The sequence below is a fragment of the Brevibacillus sp. RS1.1 genome (genome assembly GCF_013284365.1).
Classification (GTDB): Bacteria; Bacillota; Bacilli; order Brevibacillales; family Brevibacillaceae; genus Brevibacillus; species Brevibacillus brevis_D.
Genome location: NZ_JABSVA010000001.1, coordinates 864,070 through 877,878, shown reverse-complemented (window position 1 = coordinate 877,878; position 13,809 = coordinate 864,070). Strand labels below are relative to the sequence as shown.

Here is a 13,809-nt window from a genome sequence, read left to right as displayed (position 1 = left end):
CGATAAGAAAGAAGGTTGGAACTATGCGACTTCCCATCGAGACCATCGGTCATAAGATTCGAATGATTCGGAAAGAACGCGGCTTTACCTTGGAAATTATGGCAGGAAAGACAGGGTTGAGCAAAGGTTTGCTGAGCCAAGTAGAGCGTGGAATTTCGCAGCCGTCACTGGATTCGCTGTGGAAAATCACCAAAGCTCTGGAGTCACCCATCATTCATTTTTTCGAAGATATTGATCAAAAGCAGGTGCATGTGACTCGCTTGCAAAAACGCAGACAACTGGTCTTTCCTGAATCGACGGGCACTTATTCGCTACTCTCGATGGGAGGTAGTGCCAAGCTGGGGATGCTGGAAGTGCGACTGATGCCTGGAGAAATGGCTGTTGACAAGTTCGTGCAGTCAGAGGGAGAAGAGTGCTTCACGGTCATCACTGGAAGTGTGACAGCACGCTTCAACGATGAAGAGCATGTATTGGAAGCAGGAGACAGTATTTCATTTGACAGCAGTAAAACGCACTCAATCGAAAATACAGGAGAAACGGAAGCTTTGTTAATCTGGTCCGTCAACCCACCGCAATTTTAATGCAAGCGCAAACAAGCTTGTATTACACTTTGACAACCCATTAAAGTGGGTTGTCTTGTTTTTTGTGGCTGTGGAGCATGTTATAATTTTGGTTGACCATGGCCCGAAGAAAGGTGAGCTTGCATGAATGTTGAATGTCTTGCGCTTCCATTGGCGAATCCGCTGGCACAGGAGTACCAGCAGCAAAATGCCTCTGCATTACAGTTTTTTGCGCATAATCCCTACCGTGAACAGTCCTACCGAGAACGCGTGGAATGGCTCCAAAGTCAATCCTATCCTCACCGGAACCAGCTCGTGGAAGGTCTATATCGTTTTAATAAAGAGATGGGTACTCACTCAGAAGCACTAAAAAATATCGAGTTGCTCAAACAGCCGGACACCTATGTGGTCATCGGCGGTCAGCAAGCAGGAGTTCTGGGTGGACCACTCTATACGGTCAACAAAGCTGTTCATCTGATCCAGGCAGCGAAGAGGTTGTCTGCCGAGCTTCAGGCGAACGTCATTCCGGTGTTCTGGATTGCTGGCGAAGACCATGACATCGATGAGATCGATCATGTGTACTGGGGAGCGGACGATGGAAAGCGCCTGCATAAAGAGCGACTGGCTCTGAACAAAAAGGGCCGCCAATCGGTAAGTACGCTACCCTTGGACCCTGAGCTGTGTACGCAGTTCCTGGAGAAGTTTTTCCAGGGACAAACAGAGACTGCCGAAACCAAACAGATTCGTGAGTTGCTGACGCAGACCGCGGCAGATTCGCGCACAGTCGCAGAGTGGTTTGCCCGCTTGATGGCAAAAATGTTTGGCAAGCACGGTCTCGTTCTGGTTGAATCCTCGTTGCCGTTTGTTCGTGAACTGCAGCAACCCATTTTTTCACAGATCATTGAAAACAATGAGCAATTGACGAAGGTGTTGCTGCGGGCAGCGGATCGGATTTCAACTGCTGGCTATCCGCTTCAATTGCAGGTGGAAGAGCATCAGGCCAATCTGTTCGTCTATGAGGGCGATGATCGATTGCTGCTGGAACGTCACGGAGAGCGCTTCATCAATCGGAGACGTGCTTACAGTCGCGATGAATTGCTCAAGCAGGTCGCAGATTCCCCGGAGCGTTTTAGTACAAATGTTGTAACCCGTGGGTTGATGCAGGAGCATCTGTTTCCTACGCTTGCCTTCATTGGAGGTCCGGGCGAGATTTCGTACTGGGCGTTTTATCGGGAGGTATTTGAGCTATTTGGGATGCAGATGCCGATCGTATTGCCTCGGATGTCCATTACCCTTGTGGAAGGTGCTCAACTGAGACTGCTGGATAGCTTGGGGCTTTCTGTTGAACGAGTCTTGACTGATTTCGCCGCTTGGAAAACCGAGTGGTCCAAAAACCAGGCACCACATCCACTGGAGCAGCAATTCGCTTCGGCACGGGAGTCGATGATGTCGATCTACCGTCCGTTGGTAGAGGAAGTCGTTTCTCTGGATGGCGGATTGCGTGGTCTGGCGGAGAAAAATAGTAAGCTGCTGTTAGAGCAAGTCTCTTTTTTGGAAGAGCGTTTGATTCGTTCGCTACAGCAAAAGGATGACGTAGAGCACGTACGCGTCCAACGAATTGAGACCGCTTTGTTGCCCGAAGGTGGACTGCAAGAAAGAAAGCATTCGTTTTTCCTGTTTGCAAATAAGTATGGTCTTGGTTTGATTGACCGATTAGTAGATGCGCCATTCGCGCATGATGGTACTCATCAACTTTATTACCTGTAAATTGCAGCGCAAAATAGTCGGATCGTCCTAGAAGTGGACCCGACTATTTTTTTGTTGTTTAAGGAGATGGAAAACTTTTCTTCCAATTATGCCGAAACTTTTCCGACAAATTCTGCGTATTAGTAGTAATGGATTGTTTTTGGGGAAAGGTGGTACTCGGGATGCAGATTACATTACAACAAATCGGGAAAAAAGCCACTCTACTAGTTGTTAGCTTGTCGGTTTTATTGACGGGCATAGCAACCGTAGGAATGAAAAAGGCCGACGCACGGGAAGAATACGTGGCCAATTCCCCTGCATTTATCGACACAAATGGACATTGGGCGGCAAAGGAAATAGGGTTTGCTACCAAAAAAGGATTGATCAAAGGTTTTCCCGACGGAACCTTTAAGCCAGAGCAAACGGTGACGCAAGAACAGTTTTTATCCCTGATTGAACGCGTCATACCTTCCTTCACAGGCCATGAGCCTGAAAGCTATATCAAAGAGACCTACTTGCAGGCTGCTGCGGGACGTTGGTCAGAAAAAACCTACCACCATTTAGCTTCAGCGGGTATTATGCCATCCGGGAAACCGACGGAAAGCATGATACGGTTGGAAGCGGCAAGAACCTTGCTGGCGGCCATCGGGCATCAATCAGAAGGGGAAAAATATCGGGGAACGACTGCGAAATTTTTCACGGATCTTTCGGTCGAAAATGAAACACAGGTGATGACGGTCTACCCTGCCTACAAAATGGGGATTTTGGCTGGCTTTCCAGATGGAAGCTTCCGTCCTGATGACAAAATCAACAGAGCACAGGCAGTCGTCCTGTTAAATCGTTTGGAAACAAAAATCGATGAGCTGTACCCTGGCAACGTATCGGAGAGCGAGAAAAAGGCAATAACACAAGCAGTCTCGTCATTTGTAGGTGACGTGATGGATAAGCAAAAGATTCGTCGCTATGATGACTTGGTCGCGTATGTAAAGAAAAACAATCTGGCTGTGAGCGAATCGTTTTTACGCGAGCATTTTTCGTTTATGCAGTATGAAGTGTATGATTATGTCCGGTTTCCGCAGTTTAATGAGCTGATGTACTTTGCCAAAATCGGAATGAATAAATATAGAATGACGGTTCAATATTACGCAGGAGATTTGGGCGGAAGTGTTGATCGTACGTTTTACCTCACCTCCAGTGATGGCAAAACGTTCCGGCTGATTGGAAAAGATGAATAAGAAAAGAAGGCTGGGACATGACCCCAGCCTTTTTTCTTTCAGGTATGACGTTTTTGGCAGATAAAAAGCACGAGTGCAATCACAAGCGGATAGAGAGCGGACCACCCCAAAAAAGGATAGAGTCCTACTGTACAGACGAGAGAAGTCCAGGAAGCGATTCTGCCTACGCGACTATTGCGCAAGAGCCGGACCCCTGCTAGACACCCGCCGATGTAAGTCGCAAAAAAGGTAGCATTGGGCAGCTCGATGAGTCTCGACAAGTCGATCACGTCGAAATAGAGTACGCCAAGAACGACGATAAAACAAAGAGAGAGAAACAGAAGTCCGCCGGTTGGTGTCCGGTATTTGGCGTGAAGAGTGCCAAACCAGCGAGGAGCGATCTTTTCTTGGGCCAACGAATAGGCGATGCGCGACGCTGCTCCAATGTAAGCGTTGGCTGTTGCGATACAAATGAACAAGGCGGTTACAGCTACAATCCACCCGCCGATCGGTCCTAAGGAGAGTTGAACCATGACGCTAAGCGAGGCAGCGGAGATACCGCCCCCGTAGCTATGCGTAGCCACAGTCATAAAGGCTACGGCAAAATACAAGAGAGCGACGATTCCCGCACTCCACAAAACACCGCGGATCGCGTTTTTTGCAGGATCGACGAATTCCTCTGAGAGATGCGTCACGGCTTCCCACCCAATGAAGCACCAGAACATCAGACCTGCTGCTTGCACGACACTCAGCCAACCGTTTGGCAAAAAAGGGGTAAAGTGAGTGACAGAGGCATGCGGAATGCTGGCGACAACAGCCAAAATCAAAATCGTGATAATCAGCGAGACAACAACGGTTTGGACACGTGCAGCTACATGCAAGCCTACAACATTCATCATAAGGACAGCGAGAAGAAGCAGACCAGCCGCCACATATATTTGCGACTCACTCCAGTTCAGCAAGATGGCAATGTAGTTGGCCCCTGTCACACTCAGAATCGGTGCGCCAATCGGGACAGATAAGAGAAAGAACCAGCCAACCATGTTTCCGAATCGATCTCCGTACGCTGTCCGTACAAATGTAGAGACTCCTCCTGAGCTCGGATAACGAGCAGATAACAGCCCCATCGTAATGGCCATGGGCAGGACGAGAATAGACATGACGAGCCAAGCTAAAATGGAAGCAGGACCAGCCTTCTCAGCTGCGAGTCCAGGGATGAGCAATACGCCGGAACCGATCACAGCCCCGATGTATAAGGCGACGATCTGCGGAAGTCGCAGTGTTTTAGCTAGACCGGGGGCTTGCGTGGATAATTTCCCCATAGGTAGATCCCTCACTTTTTTTACTTACCTTGTCGTTGATAACTGAAGTGTAGCATAGACATAATTATCGGAGTTATCTATAATATTAGATGATTCAAATCGATTTTTCCGATGAAATGAGGGGGGAATCTGGATACTCGTTATTTGCAAACCTTCCGTGAAGTAGCAAAATGCCAAAGCTTTACTCGTGCAGCAGAAGTGTTGGGCTACGCGCAGTCGAGTGTGACGACCCAAATTCAAAATCTGGAGTCGGAGTTCGGTGTCAGCCTATTCGAGCGTTGGGGCAAAAAGATCAGGCTTACCCATGCAGGCGAAGTGCTTCTAGGCTACAGCGAACAGCTACAAGCCGTATTAGATGAGGCAAAAGCGAATCTGTCAGAGCAAGCGCAACTGGCAGGAACGTTGCGTATCGGAACAGTGGAGTCATTGGCAGCCTTTTATTTACCTCCTTATTTGCAAAAATTCCGCTTGGAGCAGCCGCGTATGCGGATCATGCTTGCACCGGGTATCTGCCAAGACTTGAGGCAGGGAGTAAAGGAAGGAAAGTTCGATTTCGCTTTTGTGCTCGATTGGCTACAAGATCAATCTGAGCTGGAAACTGTCGTTTTAGGTGAGGAAAAACTAGTTGTTGTTGCTGCCCCTACCCATCCGCTTGTGAAAAAAGAGAAGGTAGAAACCCATGATTTTACCGGAGAAACCTGGATTTTTACAGAAAAGGGATGCAGTTACCGCGGGATGATGGAATCGGTGTTACGTGAAGCCGGCGCCACCGTGGAATCTTCTTTTGAATTTGGCAGTCTGGAAGCGATTAAACAATGCGTTGCCTATGATTTAGGAATTGCGTTACTTCCGAAAATTGTCGTACAAGAAGAAGTAAAAAATGGTACACTAGTAATACTCTCGTTTTCCCATCTGGATATCCGTGTTTTCCGACAGTTGGTCTACCATAAAAAGAAATGGATGCCGCAGGCTTTGTTGCGCTTTTTGGAGCTACTTACGGTAGAAACCGCGGAGCGTAAACTACCGCTAATAGGAAAATAATTGGAAAAACTGATGATGGTTGAACTTGCGTATGATATGATAGACAAGGTTGCTTTATGAGATAAAAGGAGGTCCATCCGTACATGAACACAGTATCTGAAAGCATCGTAAAAGATATGGCGTTGGCGCACAACGGCCATCTGAAAATTGATTGGGTAAAAGAACACATGCCTGTCTTAAACCGCATTCGTGAGCGCTTTGAAAAAGAGCAGCCGTTTGCAGGCCTGAAAGTTGCGATCTCCTTGCACTTGGAAGCAAAAACAGCTTATCTGGCAAAAGTAGTTCAAGCTGGTGGCGCTGAAGTAACCATTACTGGTTCCAACCCGCTGTCCACGCAAGATGATATTTGTGCAGCATTGGTGGAAGACGGTATCCGCGTATTTGCGAAATACAATCCAGATCCTGCTGAATACAAAGAGCATCTGATCAAAACGCTGGAAACTCGTCCTGACCTGATCATTGATGACGGTGGCGACCTGATCACGATTTTGCACAGCGAGCGCCGTGATCTGCTGTCTCAAGTACGCGGTGGTGCAGAAGAAACGACAACAGGTATTTTGCGCCTGAAAGCGTTGGAGAAAGAAGGCAAGCTGGAGTTCCCAATGGTTGCCGTAAACGATGCATTCTGCAAATACTTGTTCGACAACCGCTATGGTACGGGTCAATCCGTATGGGATGGTATCAACCGTACAACAAACCTCGTTGTTGCTGGTAAAACAGTTGTGGTAGCTGGCTATGGCTGGTGCGGTAAAGGTGTAGCAATGCGTGCAAAAGGTTTGGGCGCAAAAGTAATCGTAACCGAAATCGACCCAATCAAAGCGGTAGAAGCTTACATGGATGGATTTGAAGTAATGCCGATGCTCGAAGCTGCGAAGCATGGTGACTACTTCGTAACAGTGACAGGTAACCGCGATATCATTAGCAAAGAGCATTTTGCTGTGATGAAAGATGGCGCAATCTTGTCCAACGCAGGTCACTTCGATGTCGAAGTAAACAAGGTTGACCTGAATGCCATGTCGACTTCTTCCCGTATTGTGCGTAAAGATATTGAAGAATTTGTCTTGACTGATGGTCGAAAAGTGTATCTGCTCGCAGAAGGCCGCCTCGTGAACCTGGCTGCTGGCGACGGACATCCGGCTGAAATCATGGATATGACCTTTGCTTTGCAAGCGGTATCCTTGGCTTATGTCAATGAACAGTACAAAAACATTGGCAAAAAAGTGCTGAACGTACCATTCGAGTTGGATCAAATGGTTGCTCAGTACAAGTTGGAAGCTCTGAACATCGGAATCGACAAATTGACAGATGCGCAAAAATCCTACCTGGAAAGCTGGGTCGAATAGTCCCTCGAATCCCGTCTTTTCCCGGCAAAAAAATATGCGAAAAAATCCTGCATACAAACGCAGGATTTTTTTTTATAATAACAAATAGGTACTAGGTGGGGAAAAGTGGGGGAAAGTGGAGCCAACCGACAGGAAAGTGGGGGACCAGGGCGTGTTCATGGGGGAATATCAGCACAGCATCGACGAAAAAGGCCGCCTGACGATCCCAGCCAAATTCCGTGAAGGGCTCGGTACTTCCTTTGTTATTACCCGCGGCCTGGACCAATGTTTGTTTGCTTATCCGCAAGATGAGTGGAAACAACTAGAGGAAAGACTTAAGTCTCTCCCATTTACAAAAGCAGATGCTCGCGCATTTACACGATTTTTCTTTTCAGGTGCCACCGAATGTGAGTGGGATAAGCAGGGAAGGGTAAACATACCCCCCAATTTACGTGAGCATGCAGGCATGCAAAAAGAATGTGTGATCATCGGGGTATCAAACCGTGTAGAGGTATGGAGCAAGGAACGCTGGGAAGATTATTTTGCCCAGTCAGAAGGCTCTTTTGGAGAAATTGCCGAAAAACTGGTTGATTTTAATTTGTAGCAGCGAGAAGAACAGGAGTGACGACATTGTCGTTTCATCACGTAACCGTTTTGATGGATGAGGCTGTCCAAGGGCTAAATATTCGTCCTGGGGGCATTTATGTAGACTGTACACTCGGCGGAGCTGGGCATAGCAGTTTGATTGCTTCCAAGCTGACGGAGGGCGGTCGTCTTATCGCCATCGATCAGGACGACTGGGCACTGGATAATGCCCGTGAAAGACTCGCTTCCTATATGGACAGAGTCACGCTGGTAAAGAGCAACTTCCGCCATATCAAAGACATTGTGAGAGATTTAGGCTTGGCTGGTGTAGACGGGGTGTTATTTGACCTCGGGGTATCCTCTCCACAATTGGACGAGGGAGAGCGAGGCTTCAGCTACAATGCCGATGCGCCCTTGGATATGAGAATGGACCAGCAAGCACCATTGTCCGCCTATGACATTATCAATGAGTGGGATGAAGAAGAGATTGCCAAGATCATTTGGCTGTACGGAGAAGAGAAGTTTTCCCGCCGAATTGCCCGGCAAATCGTTCAACAACGGAAGAAGCAGCCGATCCAAACAACAGGTGAACTCGTTGAGTTGATTAAGGAAGGAATTCCTGCCGCTGCGCGCCGTACCGGACCCCATCCGGCGAAGCGTACCTTTCAGGCAATTCGGATCGCTGTCAATGATGAATTGGATGCATTCAAAGAGGCCGTCGTCGATGCAATTGAGGTTTTGAATCCAGAAGGTCGCGTAAGTGTCATTACGTTTCATTCCTTAGAGGACAGAATCTGCAAGCAAATTTATCAAGACTTTTCAAAAGGGTGCACGTGCCCGCCAGCCTTTCCGATTTGTACATGCGGAAATAAAGCAGTAGTAAAAGTCATTACAAGAAAGCCGATTTTGCCATCAGAAGAAGAATTAGAAGCAAACAAACGTGCACGATCAGCTAAACTACGGGTAGCGGAGAAGCTGTAGACCGGGATCGACGAGAAAGGGGAGGGAGAAGCGATGAGTTATTACTACCGAGGGAATTTAGCTATGGAGCTGGAACAACAATCCCGCTCTGTAACGAAAACAACAAAGCGCACGGTCCGAATCAAGCCAACGATTCCGACCGGAGAAAAATTGCTGTATCTCTTATTTATCTCGTTAACCGTCGTCGGCTTGGGTCTAGTGGGTGTCCGCTACTCGCAAATTTCCCAGTTGAATTACGAAATCCAGACCACCAAACATGAAAACCGTGTGACGGCAGAAAAAAATGCAACGTTGAAATTGCAAATTGAACAAATGACCAACCGGGATCGCCTGCAAAAAGAAGCAGAGAAGCAGGGGATGGTATACAATCCAGCAGCTGTACATACGATCGGGAACCTAGAAGTACAGGCGAGTCTGCCAAAACCACAACCCAAAAAACCTTAAATGTTACTGCGCCTTATGTGCGGTAACATTTTTTCTTAGCTGGGCTAGTTGGCTTAGGGAGCGGGCGATCTTTGATGCGATGGAGATGAACGGAGATGGAATGGAAGCGAAAAGTAAATTGGCGAATTCTCATGGTAGCCTTATGTACGATTTTGATTTTTTCGACGTTGAGTTTTCGAATCTACTGGCTTCAGACTGTCAAAGCTACCGAAATCATGGGGACGGCTCAAGAGCAGTGGGACAGGGAGCAAGTCTTGAAGCCCAAGCGCGGGGCGATCTATGATCGAAACGGCGAGATTTTGGCGTATAACGGGAAGGCATACACGGTAAACGCAAAACTGAAGCCACGAAATGATAAAGACGAAGATTTTGTGAAAGATCCTTACTATACAGCGAATATGTTGGCTCCTATTTTGAATGCGCCTGTTCCTGAATTAGTGAAGAATTTGACTAAGCCGAACAAAGTCGTGGAATTGGGACGCTTCGGGCTAAAGATCAGTGAAGAGCAAAAGAACCGAATTCTAAATTTGCAATATCCGACACTGCCAAGTGGTGAGAAGCTCAAAAAGAATCAGCTCCCAGGAATCTATTTGACTGAAACGACTCGCCGGGTTTATCCGAATAACGCCTTCGCTTCCCATGTGATCGGTTATCTTGATTTGTATGATGAACCGAAAATGGGGATCGAGCTGCAATTTAACGATAAATTGGCTGGCCAAAAGGGACATATTGCCTACCAAAAGGATCGCGCAGGCTACCAGCTGCCGGACGGAGAAGGAGAGTACACTCCGGCAATAGACGGCGTAGATGTATATCTTACGATTGATCGCCAGATACAGGATTATGTAGAACAAGCCCTAGATAAGGTGGAGCAGCAGTACAAGCCGCAGGGCATGACGGTCGTTGTAGCCGACCCGCAAACGGGCGAGGTATTGGCGATGGGCAACCGCTCGACGTTTAATCCGAATACGTACTACAACGGGATTGAAAACTACAACAACCATGCGGTCACCACAATGTTTGAGCCGGGCTCTACGTTTAAGATTATTACGCTGGCGGCAGCGATTGAAGAAAAAATGTTTAATCAGAATGAAACCTATCAATCAGGTGCTTACACCATCAAGGGGCAGATTCCGATCCGTGACCACAACAATGGTGCCGGTTGGGGGACCATCAGCTTTTTAGAAGGGGTTCAGCGATCGAGTAACGTATTGTTCGTTAAGTTGGGTTATGAACGGTTGAAGCTGGAGGGTCTAAAGAAATACTTCAAAAAATTCGGGATGGGTCAAAAAACCGGAATTGAGCTTCCTTACGAAAAAGAAGGAAATTTAATCAACCTGTATAAACCTCAGTCACCGCGTGACTGGGCTGCAACAACGTATGGTCAAGCAGCGACGGTTACGGCGATCCAGCAGGTTGCCGCTGTGGGGGCGATCGCGAATGGAGGAGAGCTTCTAAAACCTCATATTTTAAAAGAAATGCGTGATCCTCACACAGGAGCCGTTGTCGAACGCACGCAACGTGAGGTTGTGGATCGGGTCGTAAGCGAAGCGACTGCAAAACAGACACGCGACATTTTGGGCAAGGTTGTCTCAGAAAAACCTGGAACTGGTACACTATATCAGATCGAAGGGTATCAAGTAGCAGGAAAGACGGGAACTGCACAAAAATATAATCCTAACAATGGGAAAATTTTGGATGGTCGTTACGTGGTTTCCTTCATCGGTTTTGCGCCAAAAGACAATCCGAAGTTGTTAGTTTATGTTGTCATTGACGATCCGAAAACAGATGCATGGTATGCATTGTGGGGCCAAATGATGCTTGCGCCGATGTTTACGTCTATTATGGAGCGCAGCCTGCAATATTTGCAGCAGCAGCCTGATCTGTCGGTAGTTAATAGTACTAAAAAACCGACGCCAAAAAAAGAAGTACAGGCAGCGCTGGCATCCTCACCAGCTACACAGAAGACATTGCCTAAGTTTGAAGGGATGTCCACGACAGCCGCACAATTGCGGGCGAAGCAGGACAATTTGCCGGTCACGGTAGCCGGAACAGGTACGAAAATCGTCAAACAGTATCCCGAAGCTTATAATCAGGTCGTTCCAGGTGAACAGATCATCCTTGTAACGGACAGGGTAAAAGGAACGAAGATGCCTGACTTCAAAGGAAAATCATTGCGGGACGTCATGGAATTTACCTCTTTGATCAATCTCGCAGTGAAATCAACTGGAACTGGCTTCGTCAGCCAACAAAGTATTCCTCCGGGAACGGTGCTCCAGGGTACAGAGCTGCTTCAGGTGACGCTGCAATCCGTGTCGGAACCACCTGTACCGGCAACACCTCCTTCTAGTCAGGAGGGCAGCACAGTGCCTGCTACAACAACGCCGAACAATACAGGAGCGAATCCTCCTACAAATCCAACAGGAGGAAATAATCCGGCTCCACCATCTTCTGGTCAGCAAACCGGGCAAGGTGGAGCAGCACAGCCGCCAGCTTCTGGACAGGCACCACCACCTGACAAACCAGGAGACCAATCAACGCAAACACCGACAACTCCATAGTTCTAACTAGTCCCCCCTGCGAATAAGGTTAAGAAGAGACAACCTATTTGAGGGGGGACTCGCTTTGCGGGTATCCAATGCTACTGTACGCCGTCGCATTTTTATCATCTTGATTGTAGGAGTCGTTTTGTATTCGGCACTTGTCACCCGTTTGGGTTATGTTCAATTGATAGAAGGACCGAAACTCTCGCAGATGTCAGATGAACTTCTCAAACGAGAGATTAAATTTCAACCCAATCGTGGTCGCATTTTAGACAGAAGCGGAAATGAGCTCGTGACGAATATGACCGTGCCTACACTGGTATCGGTAGGGGCGCAAATCAAGGACCCGAAAGAAACAGCGAGACAGCTCGCCGTCATTTTGGAGCAAAAAGAAGAAGATGTATTTCGTGCCATTACGAAAAAAGCAATGAGCAACAACCAGATTCCAGGTGGAAGAAAACTGTCTGTTGAAAAGGCGAGGAAAATACAAGAATTGAATTTGCCAGGGATATACTTGGCAGGGGATACGAAGCGTTTTTACCCGAACGGAACGATGGCAGCCCATATACTTGGTTTCACAGGCATTGACAATCAAGGGTTGACAGGTCTTGAAAAAATTTATGATCCCTTCTTGATGGGGACCGAGGGACATATCTCATTTCCGTCAGATGCCAAAGGGCGCGTACTGCCAGGTGGAACCGAAGACTACGTAGCACCCGTGAATGGGATGGACATGTATTTAACACTCGACAGTGCCATCCAATCGTTTATCGAACGCGAGCTGGATCAGGCAGTAGTCGCTTATCAGCCAGATGATGTTCTGGCGATCGCGATGAATCCAAAGACAGGGGAAATATTGGGGATGGGGAGTCGCCCGACTTTTCAACCGGATGCGTACAGGGACTATCCTTCTGAGGTGTACAATAGAAATCTCCCTATCTGGAAAACATACGAGCCTGGTTCCACATTCAAGATTGTGACACTGGCCGCTGCTTTAAACGAAGGCGTTATCAATCTGAACGAAGGCTTCTACGATCCGGGATTCATAAACGTGGCAGGGAAGCGATTGCGTTGCTGGAAGCGTCAGGGGCATGGACAGGAAACGATGCTGGAAGTGGTAGAGAATTCTTGTAACCCTGGCTTCGTGACGATGGGCCAGCGACTGCAAAAAGAACGACTTTTTGACTACATCAAAAAATTTGGCTTCGGACAAAAGACAGGGATCGATTTGATCGGCGAAGAAAACGGGCTGTTATTCAACTTGAAAAAAGTGGGACCGGTAGAGCTGGGGACGACTTCTTTCGGTCAAGGGGTTTCGGTAACGCCGATCCAACAAATGGCTGCGGTCTCAGCCGCTATCAATGGTGGCAAACTTATGAAGCCGTTTGTCGCTAAAGAATGGCGGGATAGTGTGACACACGATGTGGTAGCGAGGACTTTGCCGACAGAGGTTCGACAAGTGATTACCGAGGAGACCTCGGCCAAAGTTCGGCATGCGCTGGAAAGTGTGGTCGCGCAAGGAACGGGAAATAAGGCATTTATTGAAGGGTATCGGGTAGGAGGTAAGACGGGAACCGCGCAAAAAGTAAAAAATGGCCGTTACGTCGATGGCGAATACATCGTGTCGTTTATCGGCTTTGCGCCGGCTGATGATCCACAGCTCGTCGTATATTTCGCTGTAGATAATCCGAAAGCACTGGCGTTTGGTGGATTGATTGCTGCCCCGAGTGTAAAAAGTATCATGGAATCCTCCCTAGAGCATTTGAATGTACCCAAACGAAAAGATGGCATCCCCAAGGAAATTAACAAAGCACTGGGAGAACGGGCGCCAATCGAAGTACCAAACATGGTCGGACAATCCATGAGAGACGTAGTGACAACGTATGATACTCTGCCGCTAGTCGTTTCAGGTAAAGGTCAGTACGTCATCCAGCAGTCCCCAGCACCTGGAGTGAAAATTGATGAGGGCGGAAAAATTCGCATATACCTTGGTGACAAATCGACCAATTAGCTATAAAATGAGATTTCGAAGGCGGAGGGGAGTAGGCTTG

Annotated in this window: 11 protein-coding genes; 10 read left to right on the top strand and 1 reads right to left on the bottom strand. The window is 47.8% G+C overall.

Features of this window, described 5'->3' with window-relative positions; translation table 11 throughout:
* Nucleotides 1-23 precede the first annotated feature (23 nt).
* From HP570_RS04025 to HP570_RS04015, 3 genes are all read left to right on the top strand, one after another.
* A complete protein-coding gene (locus HP570_RS04025) occupies nucleotides 24-581 on the top strand; it encodes a helix-turn-helix domain-containing protein (RefSeq protein WP_015892110.1) in 558 nt (185 codons plus the stop codon).
* 123 nt (nucleotides 582-704) lie between these two features.
* Nucleotides 705-2,327 carry a bacillithiol biosynthesis cysteine-adding enzyme BshC gene (bshC, locus tag HP570_RS04020; protein WP_173624957.1) on the top strand — a complete coding sequence of 541 codons (1,623 nt, stop codon included), beginning with the start codon at nucleotides 705-707 and terminating at the stop codon, nucleotides 2,325-2,327.
* 161 nt (nucleotides 2,328-2,488) lie between these two features.
* Nucleotides 2,489-3,541 carry an S-layer homology domain-containing protein gene (locus HP570_RS04015; protein ID WP_173624956.1) on the top strand — a complete coding sequence of 351 codons (1,053 nt, stop codon included), beginning with the start codon at nucleotides 2,489-2,491 and terminating at the stop codon, nucleotides 3,539-3,541.
* 38 nt (nucleotides 3,542-3,579) lie between these two features.
* Here the strand turns inward: HP570_RS04015 and HP570_RS04010 are convergent, their stop codons facing one another.
* The gene (locus HP570_RS04010; protein WP_173624955.1) at nucleotides 3,580-4,842 is read right to left on the bottom strand and encodes an APC family permease; all 1,263 of its coding nucleotides are present in this window, start codon (nucleotides 4,840-4,842) and stop codon (nucleotides 3,580-3,582) included.
* Between the two features lie 144 nt (nucleotides 4,843-4,986).
* Between HP570_RS04010 and HP570_RS04005 the strand changes: the two genes are divergently transcribed.
* From HP570_RS04005 to HP570_RS03975, 7 genes are all read left to right on the top strand, one after another.
* Nucleotides 4,987-5,883: a LysR family transcriptional regulator gene (locus HP570_RS04005; RefSeq protein ID WP_254495009.1), complete on the top strand. Its 897-nt coding sequence runs from the start codon at nucleotides 4,987-4,989 to the stop codon at nucleotides 5,881-5,883.
* An 83-nt stretch (nucleotides 5,884-5,966) separates the two neighbouring features.
* Nucleotides 5,967-7,226 carry an adenosylhomocysteinase gene (locus HP570_RS04000; protein ID WP_015892105.1) on the top strand — a complete coding sequence of 420 codons (1,260 nt, stop codon included), beginning with the start codon at nucleotides 5,967-5,969 and terminating at the stop codon, nucleotides 7,224-7,226.
* A gap of 151 nt (nucleotides 7,227-7,377) precedes the next feature.
* Complete coding sequence (mraZ, locus tag HP570_RS03995; protein ID WP_007717680.1) at nucleotides 7,378-7,809, top strand: division/cell wall cluster transcriptional repressor MraZ; 432 nt, start codon at nucleotides 7,378-7,380, stop codon at nucleotides 7,807-7,809.
* Nucleotides 7,810-7,826: 17 nt separating this feature from the next.
* Nucleotides 7,827-8,771 (top strand): 16S rRNA (cytosine(1402)-N(4))-methyltransferase RsmH, encoded by a 945-nt coding sequence (gene rsmH / locus HP570_RS03990; RefSeq protein WP_087348032.1) that lies wholly within the window; start codon nucleotides 7,827-7,829, stop codon nucleotides 8,769-8,771.
* Between the two features lie 33 nt (nucleotides 8,772-8,804).
* Nucleotides 8,805-9,215, top strand: a complete 411-nt coding sequence (ftsL, locus tag HP570_RS03985; protein WP_173624954.1) for a cell division protein FtsL — start codon at nucleotides 8,805-8,807, stop codon at nucleotides 9,213-9,215.
* Nucleotides 9,216-9,310: 95 nt separating this feature from the next.
* Nucleotides 9,311-11,776, top strand: coding sequence for a penicillin-binding protein (locus tag HP570_RS03980; protein ID WP_173624953.1), 2,466 nt, complete (start codon nucleotides 9,311-9,313; stop codon nucleotides 11,774-11,776).
* Between the two features lie 64 nt (nucleotides 11,777-11,840).
* The gene (locus tag HP570_RS03975) at nucleotides 11,841-13,769 is read left to right on the top strand and encodes a stage V sporulation protein D (RefSeq protein ID WP_142496451.1); all 1,929 of its coding nucleotides are present in this window, start codon (nucleotides 11,841-11,843) and stop codon (nucleotides 13,767-13,769) included.
* Nucleotides 13,770-13,809 lie beyond the last annotated feature (40 nt).

Bases quoted from the DNA above. Each gene is read 5' to 3' on its own strand.
- HP570_RS04015 (WP_173624956.1), top strand. From the start codon at position 2,489: ATGCAGATTACATTACAACAAATCGGGAAAAAAGCCACTCTACTAGTT.
- HP570_RS04025 (WP_015892110.1), top strand. From the start codon at position 24: ATGCGACTTCCCATCGAGACCATCGGTCATAAGATTCGAATGATTCGG.
- bshC (WP_173624957.1), top strand. From the start codon at position 705: ATGAATGTTGAATGTCTTGCGCTTCCATTGGCGAATCCGCTGGCACAG.
- HP570_RS04010 (WP_173624955.1), bottom strand. From the start codon at position 4,842: ATGGGGAAATTATCCACGCAAGCCCCCGGTCTAGCTAAAACACTGCGA.
- HP570_RS04000 (WP_015892105.1), top strand. From the start codon at position 5,967: ATGAACACAGTATCTGAAAGCATCGTAAAAGATATGGCGTTGGCGCAC.
- HP570_RS03980 (WP_173624953.1), top strand. From the start codon at position 9,311: ATGGAATGGAAGCGAAAAGTAAATTGGCGAATTCTCATGGTAGCCTTA.
- ftsL (WP_173624954.1), top strand. From the start codon at position 8,805: ATGAGTTATTACTACCGAGGGAATTTAGCTATGGAGCTGGAACAACAA.